The sequence below is a fragment of the Williamsia sp. MIQD14 genome (assembly GCF_051025635.1).
In the GTDB taxonomy this organism is placed as follows: domain Bacteria; phylum Actinomycetota; class Actinomycetes; order Mycobacteriales; family Mycobacteriaceae; genus Williamsia_A.
This window is the reverse complement of sequence record NZ_JBPFDG010000005.1, coordinates 1-17,989: the sequence shown is the minus strand read 5'-3', so window position 1 is coordinate 17,989 and position 17,989 is coordinate 1. Positions and strand designations below refer to the sequence as shown.

15 protein-coding genes are annotated in these 17,989 nt (G+C 69.8%); 3 read left to right on the top strand and 12 right to left on the bottom strand.

All coding sequences use genetic code 11. The features are described 5' to 3' along the window. Positions 1–76: 76 nt before the first annotated feature. From xerD to ACQ7HM_RS17480, 10 genes are all read right to left on the bottom strand, one after another. Entirely contained in the window at positions 77–1,018 is a 942-nt protein-coding gene (xerD, locus tag ACQ7HM_RS17525) for a site-specific tyrosine recombinase XerD (protein ID WP_434217531.1), read from the bottom strand. A 10-nt stretch (positions 1,019–1,028) separates the two neighbouring features. Beyond that, positions 1,029–1,682 carry an NUDIX domain-containing protein gene (locus tag ACQ7HM_RS17520; RefSeq protein WP_434217530.1) on the bottom strand — a complete coding sequence of 218 codons (654 nt, stop codon included), beginning with the start codon at positions 1,680–1,682 and terminating at the stop codon, positions 1,029–1,031. After that, on the bottom strand, positions 1,679–3,427 hold the full coding sequence (locus tag ACQ7HM_RS17515) for a CTP synthase (protein ID WP_434217529.1): 1,749 nt from the start codon (positions 3,425–3,427) through the stop codon (positions 1,679–1,681). Before ACQ7HM_RS17515 ends, ACQ7HM_RS17520 begins: the two co-directional genes overlap by 4 nt. 149 nt (positions 3,428–3,576) lie before the next feature. Further along, complete coding sequence (locus tag ACQ7HM_RS17510; RefSeq protein WP_434217528.1) at positions 3,577–4,485, bottom strand: copper transporter; 909 nt, start codon at positions 4,483–4,485, stop codon at positions 3,577–3,579. Between the two features lie 3 nt (positions 4,486–4,488). After that, positions 4,489–5,670, bottom strand: coding sequence for a putative cytokinetic ring protein SteA (gene steA, locus ACQ7HM_RS17505; protein ID WP_434217967.1), 1,182 nt, complete (start codon positions 5,668–5,670; stop codon positions 4,489–4,491). A 113-nt stretch (positions 5,671–5,783) separates the two neighbouring features. After that, a complete protein-coding gene (gene recN / locus ACQ7HM_RS17500; protein ID WP_434217527.1) occupies positions 5,784–7,553 on the bottom strand; it encodes a DNA repair protein RecN in 1,770 nt (589 codons plus the stop codon). A 1-nt stretch (position 7,554) separates the two neighbouring features. Further along, positions 7,555–8,451, bottom strand: a complete 897-nt coding sequence (locus tag ACQ7HM_RS17495; protein WP_434217966.1) for an NAD kinase — start codon at positions 8,449–8,451, stop codon at positions 7,555–7,557. Positions 8,452–8,534: 83 nt separating this feature from the next. Beyond that, positions 8,535–9,398, bottom strand: coding sequence for a TlyA family RNA methyltransferase (locus ACQ7HM_RS17490; RefSeq protein WP_434217526.1), 864 nt, complete (start codon positions 9,396–9,398; stop codon positions 8,535–8,537). Positions 9,399–9,404: 6 nt separating this feature from the next. Next, positions 9,405–9,668: a hypothetical protein gene (locus tag ACQ7HM_RS17485; RefSeq protein ID WP_434217525.1), complete on the bottom strand. Its 264-nt coding sequence runs from the start codon at positions 9,666–9,668 to the stop codon at positions 9,405–9,407. Further along, positions 9,665–11,755: an HAD-IIA family hydrolase gene (locus ACQ7HM_RS17480; RefSeq protein ID WP_434217524.1), complete on the bottom strand. Its 2,091-nt coding sequence runs from the start codon at positions 11,753–11,755 to the stop codon at positions 9,665–9,667. The genes ACQ7HM_RS17485 and ACQ7HM_RS17480 overlap by 4 nt, the downstream gene beginning before the upstream one ends. Before the next feature lie 151 nt (positions 11,756–11,906). Between ACQ7HM_RS17480 and ACQ7HM_RS17475 the strand changes: the two genes are divergently transcribed. Beyond that, on the top strand, positions 11,907–13,067 hold the full coding sequence (locus ACQ7HM_RS17475) for a molybdopterin-dependent oxidoreductase (RefSeq protein WP_434217965.1): 1,161 nt from the start codon (positions 11,907–11,909) through the stop codon (positions 13,065–13,067). Next, positions 13,064–13,549 carry a hypothetical protein gene (locus ACQ7HM_RS17470; protein WP_434217523.1) on the top strand — a complete coding sequence of 162 codons (486 nt, stop codon included), beginning with the start codon at positions 13,064–13,066 and terminating at the stop codon, positions 13,547–13,549. The genes ACQ7HM_RS17475 and ACQ7HM_RS17470 overlap by 4 nt, the downstream gene beginning before the upstream one ends. On the opposite strand, the gene ACQ7HM_RS17465 is transcribed toward ACQ7HM_RS17470, so the two are convergent. After that, complete coding sequence (locus ACQ7HM_RS17465; RefSeq protein WP_434217522.1) at positions 13,502–14,791, bottom strand: GAF domain-containing protein; 1,290 nt, start codon at positions 14,789–14,791, stop codon at positions 13,502–13,504. The two genes, ACQ7HM_RS17470 and ACQ7HM_RS17465, sit on opposite strands and share 48 nt — an antisense overlap. 46 nt (positions 14,792–14,837) lie before the next feature. After that, positions 14,838–15,884, bottom strand: a complete 1,047-nt coding sequence (locus ACQ7HM_RS17460) for a 2,3-butanediol dehydrogenase (protein ID WP_434217521.1) — start codon at positions 15,882–15,884, stop codon at positions 14,838–14,840. 189 nt (positions 15,885–16,073) lie between these two features. On the opposite strand from ACQ7HM_RS17460, the gene ACQ7HM_RS17455 reads away from it, so the two are divergent. Next, a complete protein-coding gene (locus ACQ7HM_RS17455) occupies positions 16,074–17,939 on the top strand; it encodes an NAD(P)/FAD-dependent oxidoreductase (protein ID WP_434217520.1) in 1,866 nt (621 codons plus the stop codon). Positions 17,940–17,989 lie beyond the last annotated feature (50 nt).

Below are 17,989 nucleotides of genomic sequence, written 5' to 3'. Positions count from 1 at the left end.
CTCCTGTCTCAGGCGTGGGTCGTCGATCGCAGATCAGCCTAGTGCGTCACGCCGGTGCGGCGGCGACGCATCGCCGTCACCGGGCCCGCGGGTGTGCGGTGGCGTAGACCTCGCGCATGGCCGACACGGTGACCAGCGTGTACACCTGCGTGGTGGTCACCGAGGCGTGCCCCAGCAGTTCCTGCACCACACGGACATCGGCACCGCCGTCGAGCAGGTGCGTGGCGAAGCTGTGCCGCAACGTGTGCGGCGACACCGCCTTGTCGAGACCGGCGCGCTGCGCGGAGTCGGCGAGTACCTGCCATGCGCTCTGTCGGGAGAGGCGACCGCCGCGGGAGTTCAGGAACAGCGCCGGGTTGAACTTCGACACCAGTGCCGGGCGTCCCCGCACCAGGTAGGCGTCGAGAGCCTCGAGCGCCGGGCCGCCCACGGGGACGAGTCGTTCCTTGCCGCCCTTGCCACGGAGGAGCACCGCGCCGGTCTCGGAGGTGACGTCCTCGATGTCGAGGGACACCGCCTCGGAGATGCGGGCGCCGCAGCTGTAGAGCAGTTCCATCAGGGCGCGGTCGCGCAGCGTGCGCGGTGTCTCCGACGGGCCGGAGCCGCCCGCCGCCTCGAGGATGGCGATGACCTCCTCGACCGGGAGCGATTTCGGCAGTCGTCGCGCCGGTTTCGGTGGGCGTATGGCGTGCGCGACGTCGGTGGCCGCCATCGACTCGGCGACGGCGAACTTGTGCAGGCCGCGGGTCGCGACCAGGGTGCGGGCGACGGAGCTGTCGGCGAGCGGCTTCTCGTCGCGGTCGGGGTCGCCGCGACGCAGGGCCACCAGGAATTCGCGGACGTCCTCCTCGGCGACGTCACCGAGGTCACCGATCTGCCGGGATTCGAGGTACCGCTGGTACCGCAGCAGGTCGCGACCGTAGGAACTCAGCGTGTTCGCCGCGGCTCCGCGTTCGACGGCGAGGTGATCGAGATACCGCCGGATCTGGGTGCTCAGCAGGGTGTCGTCGGGTTCCATGCGCCCACGGTCATTTCCGCGATGCGTGGCGACGGTCGAGGGCGGTGGGTTGGTCGACCCACGCGGAGTCGGGGTCGCGGAGCTCGGCCCCGGTGGCCCGTACGTGGGCCAGAGCGAGGATGCCGCACACGCTGGTGACGTTGACGATCTCGCCGTTGAACACCATGGCCACGGCGTCGTCGAGCGGGATCCACTCGATGTCCATGTCGGCTTCTTCGTCGTGGGCGTCGGGCCGGTCGACCGTGTGCAGGCCCTCGGCCACGAATACCCGCAGCGCCTCGTCGGTGAACCCCGGCGACGAGGCGACGTCGACGAGGGTGTGCCAGCGGTCGGCCTCGACGCCGACTTCCTCCATCAGCTCGCGGCGTGCGGCCTCGACGGGCGATTCTCCGGCGCCGGAGTCCATCAGTCCTGCCGGGAGTTCGCGCAGGCGCCGACGCACCGGGTGCCGGTACTGGGTGACTGTGGCGATGGCGCCGTCGGCGTCGACCGCCACGATCGCGACCGCACCGTGGTGCTCGACGACCTCACGCTTGGCGGTCCGATCACCGGGCATGGTGAGCTCGTCGACGCGGAGCGCGAGGATCGCGCCGTCGTAGACGGTCTCCGACCCGATGACGGTGAAGTCGAAGGGGTCACCGTCGGGTGACGACGCTGGGGTCACGCGCTCACCTCGGCGGCCCCGGTCTCGGGTTCGGGATCGCGGGTGGTGTCGTCGTCCTCGCCGTGCACGTTGACCGGGAGGCGTTCGGCCGCCTTGTATTTCAGCGCCGCGACGACGAACGCCGCGAACAGCGGGTGCGGGCGGGTCGGTCGGCTCTTGAGCTCTGGGTGCGCCTGCGTCGCGACCAGGAACGGGTGGATCTCGCGGGGGTACTCGACGAACTCGACGAGACGACCGTCGGGTGAGGTACCCGAGAACCGCAGTCCGGTGGTGGCGATCTGGTCGCGGTAGGTGTTGTTCACCTCGTAGCGGTGACGATGTCGTTCGGACACCTCGGTGGTGCCGTAGGCCCCTGCGACCACCGAACCGCGTTCGAGCACAGCGGGATACGCGCCGAGACGCATGGTGCCGCCGAGGTCGGCCTCACCGGCGACGGCCTGTTCCTGGTCGGCCATCGTCGAGATCACCGGGTGGGTGGTGTCGGGGTCGAACTCCGCGGAGCTCGCGTCGGTGAGACCCGCCTCGCGGGCGGCCTCGATGACGATGCACTGCAGGCCAAGGCACAACCCGAGGAGGGGGATGCCGCGGCGACGCGCGAAGCGGATCGCGCCGACCTTGCCCTCGATGCCGCGGATGCCGAAGCCACCGGGGATGAGGACGGCGTCGACGTCACCGAGGTGCTGCTGGGCGCCGGCGTCGGTGGCGCACTCGTCGGACTGCACCCAGCGGATCTCGACCTTGGCGCGGGCGGCGAACCCGCCGGCGCGGATGGCCTCGGTGACCGACAGGTAGGCGTCGGGCAGGTCGACGTATTTGCCCACGAGCGCGACGGTGACCGACTCACGCGGCTCGTGCACGCGCTTGAGCAGTTCGCCCCAGATGGTCCAGTCGACGTCGCGGAACGGGAGGCCGAGCTTGCGGACCACGTAGGCGTCGAGCTGCTCGCGGTGTAGCACCTTGGGGATGTCGTAGATCGACGGCGCGTCGGGGGTGGAGATGACGCCTTCGATGTCGACGTCGCACATCAGCGCGATCTTGTTCTTGAGCGGTTCGGGCACGTCGCGGTCGCAGCGCAGGATCAGCGCGTCGGGCTGGATGCCGATGTTGCGCAGCGCGGCCACCGAGTGCTGGGTGGGCTTGGTCTTCAGCTCACCCGAGGGGGCGAGGAAGGGCACCAGTGACACGTGCAGGAAGAAGACGTTGTCGCGTCCCACGTCGTGGCGGATCTGTCGGGCCGCCTCGATGAAGGGCTGCGACTCGATGTCGCCGACGGTGCCACCGATCTCGGTGATCACCAGGTCGGGTTCGTTGCCGTCGGCGTCGGGCAGGCGCATCGCGAGGATGCGGTTCTTGATCTCGTCGGTGATGTGCGGGATCACCTGCACGGTGTCGCCGAGGTATTCGCCGCGGCGCTCCTTGGCGATGACGGTCGAATACACCTGTCCGGTGGTCACATTCGCGCTCTGCGACAGGTTCCGGTCGAGGAAGCGTTCGTAGTGTCCGACGTCGAGGTCGGTCTCGGCGCCGTCCTCGGTGACGAAGACCTCGCCGTGCTGGAACGGGTTCATCGTCCCGGGGTCGACGTTGAGGTACGGATCGAGCTTCTGCATGGTCACGCGGAGCCCGCGTGAGGTGAGAAGTTGTCCGAGGCTGGAGGCGGTCAGACCTTTGCCCAGCGAGGATGCGACACCTCCGGTGACGAAGATGTGCTTGGTGCCTGATGGTGCATGACGCAGTGGTCGCAACGCTTCTCCCGATTGGCCGGAGCAGATCGGAAAACCTGCTCGCCTACGGGGCTTTACCGTAACACCTCCGGGGCGCGACGTATCGCCGGTGAGCCCACCGTCGGGGTGTGTCGATCAGCGCCGGTGCCCGATCAGGTCGAGTGCCCCGATCAGGTCGAGGGGGCGATGGCCGAGGCGCCGGGGCCTGAACCGTAGGCGCCGGGGCGTCCACGCTGGGCGTCGGCCAGCGCGAGGGCCGTCACGATGCGTCCGGTGGACTGGTCGACGTCGTCGACCGAGGCGACGACCCGCGACAGCGAGGCGTCGGCACGCAGCACCCCGATCGGCGACGATCCGTCGGCCGATCCGGTGCGTCCGGCCATCACCGTTCCCGATCCCCGTGCGCCGAACGACGCCGCGAAACGGGCGATGAGCTGGCCGCGGGCGCCGGCGTTGTCGCCGAGGGAACCACCGGTCACGACGACGGCGAGCTGTGCCGGGGTGACGGCGTTGTCGACGTAGGTGATGAACCCGCCCTGGCGGAGGGCCTGCAGCCCGGCGGAGATGTCGGTGTCGGAGGCGCCGCCGGAGGCATCGACCTTGCGTTGCAGCAGCAGACCCAGCAGGTCACCGACCCGACCGCCGGAATCGGTGAGCTCGGTGCGCAGCGACGCGCCGGACGGGATCGCCTGGTCGATGATGCTGGTCAGCTTCTGCGCCGAGGCGTCGCCCACCAGTTCGTCGGTGAGGCCGATCTGACCGGCGAAGGTCGCCCCCGACTGGTTGAGCGAGGTCTTCACCGCCGCGATGTCGGCCTCGGCCGCACCGGGTGCGGTGACCACGAGCACCGATCGGTTCGCGAGCAGCCCCCGCAGCAGGCGCGGGGAGATCGCGTCGTTGAACGAGTCGGCCGCGTTCACCTGGGCGCTCAGGGTGTCGTTGTCCGACCGCAGGGAGGACGACGAGTCGTTTCCGGAATCGATGCGATCGGCGACGAAGCCCGATCCGAGCACCACACCGACGGCGAGCGCGAGGAAGACGGCGACGAGCGAGATCGCATGCTGGCGCAGCGAGATCACGAGCTATCGGTTCCAGGCGTCCCTGGCCCAGGCGTAGCCACGGTCCCATTCGGCCACGATCCAGTCGGCGATCTCGCCGCCGGTGTTGCTCATCACGAGCGCGACGATGATCGCGGCCAGCGCGGCGAGCACGAGCAGCGCGATCGCGGCACCGGAGACACGGCTGCGGTACAGCGTGGCAACGGCTTTCGCGTCGACGAGCTTCGGTCCCACCTTGAGACGGGTGAGGAACGTCGACGGGTTCGATTCGCGACGGCTGCGGTCGAAGAAGTCGTCGAGCGACGCCGAGGTGCCGACGGTGACGATGAGCGCCGCGCCGTGGAAATCGGCGAGCAGCAGGGCGAGGTCGGAGGCCGAACCCGCCGCGGGGAAGGTCATGGCGCCGACGCCGAGGTCCTGGATCCGCTCGAGTCCGACGGCGTGACCGTCGGGATCGGCCGGGAGCACCACCTGCGCACCGCATTTGAGGGTCGCCGCGCGCATGGTCTCCGGGTCGCCGACGATGAGGTCGGGGCGGTAGCCCGCGCGCATCAGGGTGTCGGCGCCGCCGTCGACACCGATGAGGACCGGTGCGTACTCCTTGATGAAGGGCTTGAGCTTCTTCAGGTCGAGTTCGTGCTCGGCGCCGTCGGCGACCACCACGACGTGGCGGTTTTTCAGGTCGATCTCGACGTCAGGCACGCCGACGCCGTCGATGAGCAGCGGCGACTCGCTGCGGATGAACTCGATCGTGTTGCCGGAGAACGCCTCCAGGTGATCGACGAGACCCGACTTGGCCTCGATCATCAGCTTGGCGACCGCCCGCTCGTCGAGTTCGGTGCCCCGAGCCAGGCGGTTGCCGCCGACGTAGACGTTGCCGTCGTCGATGCGGATCTTCGATCCGTCCTTGATGCGGCGGAACACCTCCGGGCCCACATCGTCGATGAGGGTGATGCCCGAGGCGACGAGCACCTCCGGACCGAGGTTGGGGTAGCGACCGGAGATCGACGGGGACGCGTTGACCACGGCGGTCACGTCGGCCTCGACGAGTCGGTCGGCGATCACGCGGTCGAGGTCGAGTTCGTCGAGGACGACGATGTCGCCGTGACCGACGCGCTCGAGCAGGCGCGAGGTGTTCTTGTCGACCCTGGCGATCCCGCTGATTCCGGGCAGGGTGTCATCGGTGCGGGAGAGCAGGGCTGGCATCTTCATGTCGCCCATGATCGGCCCGAGGGTGAACACGAGCACGGAGGCGCGCCGTAACATTCGCCACTTTTGTCACATCAGTAACAGGCGTTCGTGGTGCGCCCGCCCGCGGATCAGGCGAGCGCCTTCTCCCGGTCGGCGGTGGCGAGCAGTTCCTCGGCGTGCGCCCGACCGGTGTGCGAATCACCGAGTCCGGCCAGCATCCGCGCCAGTTCCGCGACGCGACCGGAGTGGTCGAGGGTCTCGACCGAGCTGGTGACCGAACTCTTGCCGGTGGTCTTGCCGATCAGCAGATGGTTGTCGGCGAACGCCGCCACCTGCGGGAGGTGGGTGACGACGATGACCTGGTGACTGCGGGCCAGGGCGGCGAGTCGCTTGCCGATCTCCACCGCCGCGCGTCCACCGACACCGGCGTCGACCTCGTCGAACACCATCGTCGACCCACCGTCGGGGCCGGCGAGCACCACCTCGAGTGCCAGCATGACGCGCGAGAGTTCGCCGCCCGACGCCGATTTCGCGATGGCGAGCGGTACCGCACCCGAATGCGCGGCGAGGGTGAACTCGACGCGGTCGACGCCGCCGGATCCGGCGTGCAGTCGTGTGCCGTCGACGAGCAGGCTGCGGGGGTCGCTCTCCCCCGACTCGTCGGGAGACACGGTGACCTCGAGCGTGGCGTCCTTCATCGCCAGCCCGCCGAGCTCGCGGCTCACCTTCGTCCCCAGCGAACCCGCCGCCTTCGTCCGCGCGGCGGTGAGGGTCGCGGCGACACCGAGCAGGGCCGTCGTCGCCTCCTGCGCCGCGGTCTCCAACGCCTCGATCGACACCGACGAGTCGTCGATCTCGGCGAGGCGGCTGCGCGCGGAATCACGCCATGCCAGCACGCCGTCGATGTCGGGGGCGTACTTGCGGATGAGGTTCTTCAGTTCCGACTGCCGGACGAGGACCTTCTCGAGTTCGGAGGCGTCGGCGGGGAGCCCGTGCAGGAACCCGGCGAGTTCCTCACCGATGTCGCCGACCACCGACAGCGCCTCCTCCACTCGCGGGAGCAGCTCACGGAGGGTGGGTTCGGACGTCGACCCGAGCTGGGTGCGGACCTGGCCGAGCAGGTCGATGACGGCGGCCGCGTCGGCGTCGGCGGCATCGCCCGCGAGATCGGTCTGACCGGTCACCGCGGCGTGGGCGCCGGCGGCGACCGAGCGGACCTCCTCGAGATCGCCGAGACGAGTCACCAGGGCGGCGAGTTCGAGGTCCTCGCCGGGTGTCGGCTCCACGGCGTCGATCTCGTCGAGGGCGTAGCGCAGCCGGTCGGCCTCCTGGGCCAGCTCGCGGGAGTTGCGACGACGCATCTCGAGCTGGTCGACGGCGTCGATCCATGTCTGACGCGCCGAGCGATAGGCGGCCAGCGCCTTGGCGACCGGCTTGCCGCCGAACCGGTCGAGGGCATCGCGCTGGTGGTCGGGTTTGAGCAGCCGGAGTTGGTCGTTCTGTCCGTGGATGGTCAGCAGGCTGGTGGTGAACGCTCCGAGGGTCCCGACGGGGACCGACCGTCCGCCCAGGTGCGCCCGGGAGCGGCCGTCGGCGCTCACCGACCGCGCGGCGATGACGGTGTCGTCCTCGTCGCGTTCGGCGCCGGCGGACTCGAGGATCTCGTCGATACCGGTCAGCGACGGGTCGACCCGGAACCGGCCCTCGACGGTGGCCCGGTCGGTGCCGGTGCGGACCCGGTCGCCGTCGCCGCGCACACCGGACAGCAGGTGCAGGCTGGTGACGACCATCGTCTTGCCGGCACCGGTCTCGCCGGTGAGGACGGTGAAGCCGTCGTGGAATTCCGCGGCGGCGTCGGCGATGACACCGAGCCCGCTGATCGCTAGTTCTTCGAGCACGTCACACCTGCCTGCCCCGCCAGCCGGTGACGGGAAGATCGAATTTGGTGACCAGTCGGTCGGCGAACGGATCGGAGTCGATCCGCACCCACTGCAACGGCCGCGCGCCGCGCACCACCTCGATGCGTGCCCCCGGGGGGACGTCGATGGCACGGCGGCCGTCGCACGACACGATCGCATGCTGCCCCGACCGTTCGACCTCGATGGCGATCACCGAGTTGGGGCTGGTGACCAGGGGCCGGGTGAACAGTGCGTGGGCGTTGCTGGGGACCACGAGGATGGCCTCGAGATCGGGCCACATGACCGGACCACCCGCGGAGAACGCGTACGCGGTGGAGCCGGTGGGTGTGGAGACGAGGATGCCGTCGGCGCCGTAGGAGGCGACGGGGCGGCCGTCGACCTCGGTGACCACCTCGAGGACACCCTGGTTGCCGGGGTTCTGGATGCTGGCCTCGTTGAGCGCCCAGGTGCGGGCGATCACCTCGTCGTCCTCGCTGGTGACCGAGACGTCGAGGGTCATGCGCTGTTCGACCCGGTAGTCGCCGCGGATCAGTTGGTCCATCACCGCGTCGACGCGGTTGGCCTCGGCCTCCGCCAGGAAGCCTATGCGCCCGAGGTTGATTCCCAGCACCGGGACCGAGGACGGGTACGCCAGCTCCGCCGCGCGCAGGAACGTGCCGTCGCCGCCGAGGACGATGACGATCTCGCAGCCCGCGGCCGACTCCTCGTCACCGCGGGTCACCTCCACGTCGGCGCCGAAGCTGCGCAACTCCACCGGGTCGACCGGGTGGACCGACCGCGACATGGATTCCGCGCCCCGGTGCATCCCCTTGATGTCGTGCTCGACCACGCGCATCCCGACACCGGCGTCGGCGCAGTGACGGGCGATGGCGGCCATGGTCTCGGTCACGACCGCGCGGCCCGTGTGCGCGACGACGAGGAACTCACGATCGGTCCCCACGGTTCGCGCCCCCACCTGTGTCACCGGGGTCCTTCCTCGATCGCCGCCGTGATGGCGGCGAATGTGTCGTCATCGATCTCACCGTGCGCTACATCGACGTCTGCCATATCGACGTCTGGGACCGGGTCGTTGGTTCCATCCCGCCGCAACCACAAGAAGTATTCAACATTTCCCGACGGCCCCGGCAGCGGGCTGGCCACCGCGCCCACCGTACGCAGGCCGAGTCCGAGCGCGCGGGCCGCGACCCCGCACACCGCGTCGCGACGCAGCTCCGGATCCCGAACCACACCACCGGATCCCACTCGTTCACGCCCCACCTCGAACTGCGGCTTGACCATCGGGACCACATCGCCGCCCGGCGCCACACAGGCCGCGAACGCCGGCAGCACCAACCGCAGGGAGATGAACGACAGATCGGCCACCACGAGGTCGACCGGCCCGCCGACCGCCGCCGCGTCGAGATGGCGGACGTTCACCCGATCACGCACATCGACACGGTCGTCGGTCTGCAACCGCCACACGAGTTGGCCGTAGCCGACGTCGGCCGCGACCACCTCGCGCGCACCGCGACGCAACAGGACGTCGGTGAACCCGCCCGTGGAGGCGCCGGCGTCGAGCGCGCGACGACCCTCGACGACGAGACCGCCCGCGGCGAACGCGTCGAGCGCGCCGATCAGTTTGTGTGCCCCACGCGACGCCCACTTCTCGGTGTCGTTCTCCGACACCACGATCGGTGTGTCACGACCGACATTGGTGGCAGGCTTGCCCGCCGCGACACCGTTGACCGCGACGTGACCCGCGACGATGAGGTCACGCGCCTCCTCGCGCGAACGGGCCAGTCCCCGCCGCACCAGTTCGGCGTCGAGGCGTGCCCGCGGCGCCATCAGCGATCACACACGGTCGAGTTGCTCGAGCGCCGTGGTGAGCACGTCGTGGGCCTGTTCGAGGAGGTCGGCTTGCGCGGACAGCGGCGTGAGGTCGACCGGGCCGTCGTGCGCGTCGTGATCCGCCGCCGACCGACGCACCTCGTCGACACGGTCGAGGAGGTCGCCCACCTCGCGCACGACGACGTCGGGATCGACACCGGGACCCTCGGCCGACGCCGCGGTGGCACCGAAGCGACCGGGCATCTGGGCGGGCGACGGATGACTCATCGCTTCGAGACGCTATCGGAGTCGACGCCGCACCGGCGCAGCGCCGCGGCCGCCGTGTCGTCGTCGGCCGCGAACGACACCTCCTTCGGGGACTCCGGGAGCGTGGTTGCGGCGTAGGCCGCATGCAGGATCGCGGCCGGCAGTGCGTCGGGGTCGCCGTCGGTGCCGGCGACGCGAATCGTCGAGCCGTCGACGGTGACGGTCCATCCGTCCACGGGACCCACGGCACTCGCCGCGGCCGGGCGCGTCAACGCGGACAGATCGGCACCGATGTGGGTGGGGCGCTCATCGGGAGCGGCGCAGACGGCGTCACGCAGCGATGCGACGCCGGTGAGGACGAGGAGGCTGTCGGCACCGACGACCACGGCACCGGCGATGTCGGTGTCGAGGCGGTCACCGACGACCAGCGGGTGCTTCGCCCCGCTGCGGGCGATCGCGTCACGCATCAACGGTTCGGCGGGCTTCCCGGCGACGAGCGGTGTCGCGCCGGTCGCATGGGCGACCGCGGCCACCATCGAACCGTTGCCGATCATGAAGCCCCGCTCCGACGGCAGGGTCGGGTCGACGTTGCAGGCGATCCACAGGGCGCCGTCGGCGATGGCGAGCACGGCCTCCGAGAGTTGCGCCCAGCCGGTGTCGGGCGAGTGCCCCTGGACCACGGCCTGCGGCCGGTCGGCGGCACTACGCGTCACGCCGATGCCCACCTCCCGAATCTCCTGGGCGAGCCCGTCGGTGCCGACGACCAGTGCCCGCGATCCGGGTTCGAGGTGCTCGGCGAGGAGCGCCGCGGCGCTCTGCGCGCTGGTGACGACCTCGTCGGCGGTCGCGGTGAACCCCAGCGATGTCAGGTGTTCGGCGACCTCGGGCGCACGACGGCTGGCGTTGTTGGTCACGAAGTACGCGGGCGCGGTCACCTGCGCCAACGCCTCCTGCGCACCGTCGATCGCCTCGCCACCGGCGAACAGCGTGCCGTCGAGATCGCAGAGGATCGCGTCGTATCCGCGGGCGAGGGTGTCGCGTGCGGGTTCATCGGTCACGTCGGGCTCCTCGACGGGTGTCGGCGCGGCGACCGGGACGGGGTCGGGCTCGGCGGTCGCGGTGTCGGTCACCTCGGGAGCGATGGCCGCCGCCGGGGTCGCCTCGGGCTCCGCCACGACGGGCTCTGTCACGACGGGCTCGGTGATGACGGGCTCGGTGACCACCAGCTCGGCGACCACCGGTTCGGTCGTCGCGGGCGACGGGGCGACGGGTTCGGGAACGACCAGGGGCTCCGAGAGCTCGTCGCCGTCCACTTCGTCCAGGTCGTCGTCGAAGTGCTCGGCGTACCCCTCGGGATCGGTGAGCTCCATCAGGCGCAGCTCGGCGTCGGTGACGTCGTCGACGTCGGCGGCCGCAGCGTTCATGAACCACGTCACGGCGTCGTCGGTGCGTCCCGCGGCGTGCAGCGCCGTGGCGTAGGCGTAGAACAGCCGTGCCGGTCCGGTGCCGGTCTGCGACGGGTCGAGACCCGCGGTCTGCAACGTGACCACGGCCTTGTCGAAGTCGCCGAGGTCGATGCGGGCGCCGGACTCGACGATCTTCATCTCGGTCGCCTCGTCGCCGGTCAACGCACGGCCCTCGTCACTGCGAGCGATGTCGATGGCGCGGTCCGGACGACCCAGTCCCCGTTCGCAATCGGCCATCAACGGCAGCAGGGTGGTCCCGCCCGACATCCGCCGCGCCGCGCGCAGCTCCGAGAGCGCCTCGGTCCACTCGTTGGCGTTGTAGGCCGCGATGCCGGCGGTCTCACGGACCACCGCGATGCGTCCGGCCCGTCGTCGCGCGGCACGTGCGTGTTCCAGAGCAAGTGCGGGATCCTCGTCGAGCAGACGAGAGGTCATCACCAGGTGGCGCGCGACGGCGTCGGCGTTGGTGCGATCGAGGGTCAGCAGGTCGCGGCGGACCTCGCCGTCGAGATCCTGCGGCACCACGTCGTCGGGGATCGACGGCTCGGGCGGGCGGTTCGCGGATCCGGTGCCACGGCGTGGGCCGTCGTCACGGCGACGATGGTCGGTGGCTCGAGAGCCCCGCTGTTCACGATCGGTCATTGTTGTCCTTCGGATCCACGCTGTGAAGTTTGTCTGGGGAGCATATCGTCTTGCCCATGCACCCCGTTCGGCACAGGGACCGGTACGCCGGCCAGGTCAGCCCGTGAGGTTCCCGACGCCGACGTTCCGCGGTCGCCCGGTCGACGACCACATCGACGACGCCCTCGCCGCTGTCGGACTCGACGACCGGACCGACAAGCCGGTTCGCGGACGCGGGCTGACCGCGCGTGTCGGTCTGCTTCTCGGCATCGCGTTCACCGTCTGCTTCGTCACCGGTCTCATCAGCCACTGGATCCAGCACCCGCCCGGGTGGTTCTACTGGCCGGCCAACCCGCCGTGGCTGTACCGGGTCACGCAGGGGCTGCACGTGATCAGCGGTGTCGTGGCGATCCCGTTGCTGCTGGTGAAACTCGGGGTGGTGTACCCGAAGTTGTTCGCGCGCCCACGCATCGGGTCACCGGTGCGTCTTCTCGAACGCTTGTCGATCGCGGTCCTGGTGGCGGCGGGGATCTTCCAGCTGTTCACCGGCCTGATGAACACCGCGCAGTGGTATCCGTGGAAGTTCTTCTTCACCACCACCCACTACGCGATGGCGTGGGTGGCCATCGGCGCGTTGGCCGTGCACATCGCGGTGAAGCTGCCGATCATCCGAGCCGCACTCGGCGAACCCCTCGACGCCGAACCCGACACCCCGCCGGACGCGACCGCGCCCAGCCACAAAGGCGCCCTCACCCGCAGGACCGTGTTGCGCGGCACGTGGGCGATCGCCGGCCTGACCGCTCTGGCCTACGCGGGACAGTCCGTCCCGTTCCTGCGTTGGGCCGCGTTCCTCGCGCCGCGCTCGGGCGAGGGTCCGCAGGGCGTGCCGATCAACCGCACCGCCAGCGCCGCGGGCATCACCGACCGCGTCCGCGGCGCCGACTACCGGCTCGTGCTGGCCGTCGACGGTCGCGAGACCCCGATCTCCCTCGAGGCGTTGCGGTCGATGCCGCAGACAACCCGCGACCTGCCCATCGCGTGTGTGGAGGGCTGGAGTGCATCGGGGACCTGGCGGGGCGTGCGCCTGCGGGACCTGCTCGCGACGGTCGACGACCGACGCGGACGCGACGCCCGAATGGTGTCGTTCGACCGTGGTCTGTACGGGGTGACCGCACTGCCCGCCAATTTCGTGGACGACGACGACACCCTCGTCGCCCTCGAGCTCAACGGCGAGGTCCTGAGTCTCGACCACGGGTATCCGTGCCGGCTCATCGCGCCGAACCGTCCCGGGGTGCTGCAGACGAAGTGGCTGTCGCGGATCGAGGTCCTGTGATCACCGCGATCCGACTGATCCTCGTCCTCGCCGGCGTCGGCATGGCCGCCTACGGGATCTCGCTGCTGTGGGACGTGCAGACCGCCGACCAGATCTCCCTGCTCATCTGGCTCGCTGCCGGGCTCATCGCGCACGACGCGATCCTCGCCCCGATCTACACGATGTTCGGCCACGCCGGCCGGCGTCTGCTGCCGTCGACGGTCTGGGCGCCGGTGCTCGTCGCGGGCGCGGCGACCCTGATCCTGGTGCTCCTGTCGCTACCGGTCCTGGCCCCGCGTCCGGACGACAAGACGCCGGTCAACGCGACCATCCTGGATCGTCCCTACGGTCTGGGGCTCGGGATCGTCGTGGCGCTCATCTGGGTGTTGGCGGCCGTCGTCGCGACCCGGAATCACCGGTCACTGCGCCGTGCCCCGCTGTCCGGGGATCCGGCGTCAGACGACCCGGGCGCGACAGACCGCGGGCGCGACCGAGTGCGGTAGCAGTCGCGCGGTGTCGAGGGGGAGCATCAGCTGCACGTCGGCGCCGTCGAGGAAGCGGTAGGGGTTCCCGACGACGACGCCGGCGAGCTGTCGGCGCAGGCGTGACATCTCGGCACGCACGGTGATCACCCGCGACTCGTCGCCGAACAGGTCCTGCGCCATCTGCGCCGCGGTGCGGCCGGCCCGGTGTCGTGCGAGGACGTAGAGGATCTCGGCATGCCGCGGTGTGGGGGCGTTCGTCCACCCGCCCACGGCGGTGTCGACACGCACCGACGGTGCGCTCCCGTCGCGGAGGTCGACGACCACCGTCGTGGGGACGTCGGAGGCCGTGTCGGTGTCCGCTCCCACGCGCACGAGCCATCCGCCGGGTAGCGGCTCCATGTCGCACGATCCCAGCGACGGCAGCCACACGCGTCCCGGCCGGAGGTCGTCGGGCAGCAGGATGCGGTTCCGGTCGGCCACCGACTCCACCGCCGCCACCCATCCGTGGGCGTCGACCGCCAGCGCACGTCCGGCGAGGCGGGCCAACATCGGGGCCGCGACCGACCGCAGCCGGTCGAGCGTGCGGCGGTGGAGTTCCCGCAGATGCGACTCGGCCAGTCGGGCGACCGCGTCGACCAGGGCGACGGTCGTCGGATGGATCGTCGCCGCCGGACCGCTCACGTCGACGACGCCGATCACCTCGTTCGTGCGGGCGTCGCGTATCGGTGCGCCGGCGCACGTCCACGTGTGATGGCTCCGGACGAAGTGTTCGGCGGAGAACACCTGCAGCGCTCGCCCCGACGCGAGGGCGGTGCCGATGGCGTTCGTACCCACCGAGTCCTCGGCCCAATCTGCGCCCTCGACGAAACCCAGTCGGTCGGCATTGGTCAGGACGCGGTTCGAGCCACTGCGCCATAGCACCCGCCCGCCGCGATCGGCGATGACGAGGATGTTGTCGCCGTCGGCGATCACCGACTCGAGACCGCGGGAGAGGTCGTCGACCACGTCGGCCAGGCCCGACTCCTGCCTGCGCAGTTCGAGATCCCCCACCGTCACCGACGGGCTCGTCCGGTTCATCCGGTCGGGGTCGGCGCCCTGGGACAAGAGCCGGTTCCACGAGTCGTCGATGACCTCGCGGGGCCGTGCGGGCGCCTTGTCCCCCGACATCGTCGCGTCGTAGACCTCGGTGAGGAGCTCCGCGTAGCGGCGGGGGTCGTCGCCCGCGTAGAGCGCGGGCTCCGGGACGTCGGAACGGGTCATGATGTGACCAGTGTGCCCCGCGTCACACCGGTCGGCAACGACGTGGTCACCGCGTCGGGTCGACGAGGACCTTCATCTTCGTCCCCGCATGCAGCGCCTCGAAGCCCTGATCGACCACGTCCTCGATGGAGATGGAGCTGACCCACCCGGTGGTGTCGTAACCACCCGACGCCATCAGCGCGATGACGGCCTCGAAGTCGGCGCCGGTATAGCAGAGCGATCCCTGGATGCGGGCCTCCTTCATGACCAGGTCGATCAACGGGGTGGTCAGCGGCTTCTCGTAGATCGCGACACTCACCATCGGCTTGCGGGCTCCGACACACGCCAACGCCGATTCGATCGCGGGCGCCACCCCGGCGGCGTCGTAGACGGCGTCGACACCGCGCCCGTCGGTCGCGTCGGCGACGAGTTCGGGGACGTCGACCGCGGTGGGGTCGAGCGTCGTCGCGCCGAGCGCCTCGATCGCGGCACGTCGTGTGGCCGACGGCTCGACCACGCGGATGTCCTCGACGCCTTTGCCCCGCAACGCGAACCACAAACCGATGCCGATGGGGCCGGCCCCGTAGATCATCGCCGTGTCCCCGTCGCCCACCTCGCCGAGGGTGGCGGCGTGATACGCCACGGCCATCGGTTCGACGAGCGCTCCCAGTTCGAACGACACCGAGTCGGGCAGTCGATGCAGCATGTCGGTCGGGACCACGGTGTACTCGGCCATGCCGCCGTCGGACATCAGCCCGTGGAACCCGATCTGCGCGCAGATGTTGTAGGTGCCGGCCGAACACGGTCCGCAGTGGCCGCAGCGGTACAGCGGCTCGATGGCGACCCGGTCGCCCTCGGCGTAGCCGGTGACACCCGCACCGACCGCGGAGATGGTGCCCGCGAACTCGTGGCCGAGGATCAGAGGCAGCTCGGCGCCGGTCAGGGGATGCGGTGACGTCGGGATGAAGATCGGACCGGCGTAGTACTCGTGCAGGTCGGTGCCGCAGATGCCGTTGTAGGCCACCGCGATGGTGACCTGGCCCGGCCCGGGATCGGGCACCGATACGTCGTCGATCGCGACCTTGTTCGGCCCGTGGTAGATGGCTGCTCGCATGTCTGGCTGCTTTCGTCCCGGCGTGGCCTCGTCGCCCACCGATGCAGACCTGTCTATGTGACCGGGGATGACGGCCGCCAGGGTTGCAACGCGCTGCAACCCTGGCGCGGCGACCTCGCAGCGTGTGTTGTGGGTCACAGCACGGAGTCTTCGATGAGGAAGACCCGGCGATCGACGACAGGGAGTCCCATGACGCAGACCATCGAACCCACCGACCTCGCGGAACCGAGCGCTGACCCCGACGGACCCGGGATCGACGATGCCCAGCAGCGGATGGACCGATGGCTGGCCGAGTTCGAGGCCGCACTGGCGGTGCGCGATGTCGCACGCGTCGTGTCGGGGTTCGTGACCGACTGCTTCTGGCGGGACCTGGTCGCGATGACGTGGAACCTGACGACGATGGAGGGCCACGACCAGCTCGCGGACATGCTCGAGGCGCGGTTGCCGGAGGCCGACCCCAGCGGTTTCGTCACCGTGGAGCCGGCCACCGCCGATGGCGACGTCGTCTCGGCGTTCATCGAGTTCGAGACCGCGACGGGTCGCGGGAAGGGCCATCTGCGCCTGCGCCGCGGTGACGACGGCGTCGACCGGGGCTGGACGTTGCTCACCACGCTGCGTGAGCTGAAGGGATTCGAGGAGCCCCAGGGCACCCGCAGAGTGAAGGGCGCTGTCCACGGACAGTCCGAGGACACCCGCTCATGGGCGGAGCGTCGTGCGGACGAAGAGCGCCAGCTCGGGTACACGGTGCAGCCGTACACACTCATCATCGGCGGCGGTCAGGGTGGTATCGCCCTCGGGGCACGCATGCGTCAGATGGGCGTGCCCTCGATCGTCGTCGACAAGCACGAGCGCCCGGGTGACCAGTGGCGCAACCGCTACAAGTCGCTGTGCCTGCACGATCCGGTCTGGTACGACCACCTCCCCTACCTGCCGTTCCCCGAGAACTGGCCGGTCTTCGCACCGAAGGACAAGATCGGCGAGTGGCTCGAGTTCTACACGCGTGTCATGGAGGTCCCCTACTGGAACTCGACCACCTGCCTCTCAGCGGAATTCGACGAGGGTGAGGGCCGGTGGACCGTCGAGCTCGATCGCGACGGCGAGAAGGTGACGGTGCACCCCACGCACCTCGTTCTGGCCACCGGCATGTCCGGGAAGCCGAACGTGCCGGATTTCCCGGGTCAGGACGTGTTCGCCGGCGACCAGCATCACTCGAGCGCACATCCGGGCCCCGACGCCTACGTCGGCAAGAAGGCTGTCGTCATCGGGTCGAACAACTCCGCCCACGACATCTGCAAGGCGCTCGTCGAGAACGGCGTGGACGTGACGATGGTCCAGCGCTCCTCGACTCACATCGTGAAGTCGGAGTCGTTGATGGATCTGGGCCTCGGGGACCTCTACTCCGAACGCGCCGTGGCGTCGGGGATGACGACCGAGAAGGCCGACCTCACCTTCGCGTCGTTGCCGTACCGGATCATGCACGAGTTCCAGATCCCGGTGTACGACGCGATCCGTGAACGCGACAAGGACTTCTACGACCGTCTCGAGGCTGCCGGCTTCGACCATGACTGGGGTGACGACGGGTCCGGCCTGTTCATGAAGTACCTGCGCCGCGGCTCGGGGTACTACATAGACGTCGGTGCCGCGGAACTCGTCGCCGACGGGACGATCGAGCTCGCGCACGGCAACGTCGACCACCTGACGGAGCACAGCGTGGTGCTCTCGGACGGAACCGAGCTGCCGGCTGATGTCGTCGTCTACGCCACCGGATACGGATCCATGAACGGGTGGGCTGCGGATCTCATCGGGCAGGACGTGGCCGACAAGGTCGGGAAGGTGTGGGGTCTCGGTTCGGACACCACGAAGGATCCGGGCCCGTGGGAGGGCGAACAGCGCAACATGTGGAAGCCCACCCAGCAGCAGAATCTGTGGTTCCACGGCGGCAACCTGCACCAGTCACGGCACTACTCGCTGTACCTCGCGCTGCAGTTGAAGGCGCGGTACGAGGACATCCCGACCCCTGTCTACAAGCTCCAGGAAGTGCACCACCTCAGCTGAGCTCCAGACAGAAGAAAACCCCTGTGACCAGCGGTCACAGGGGTTTTCTG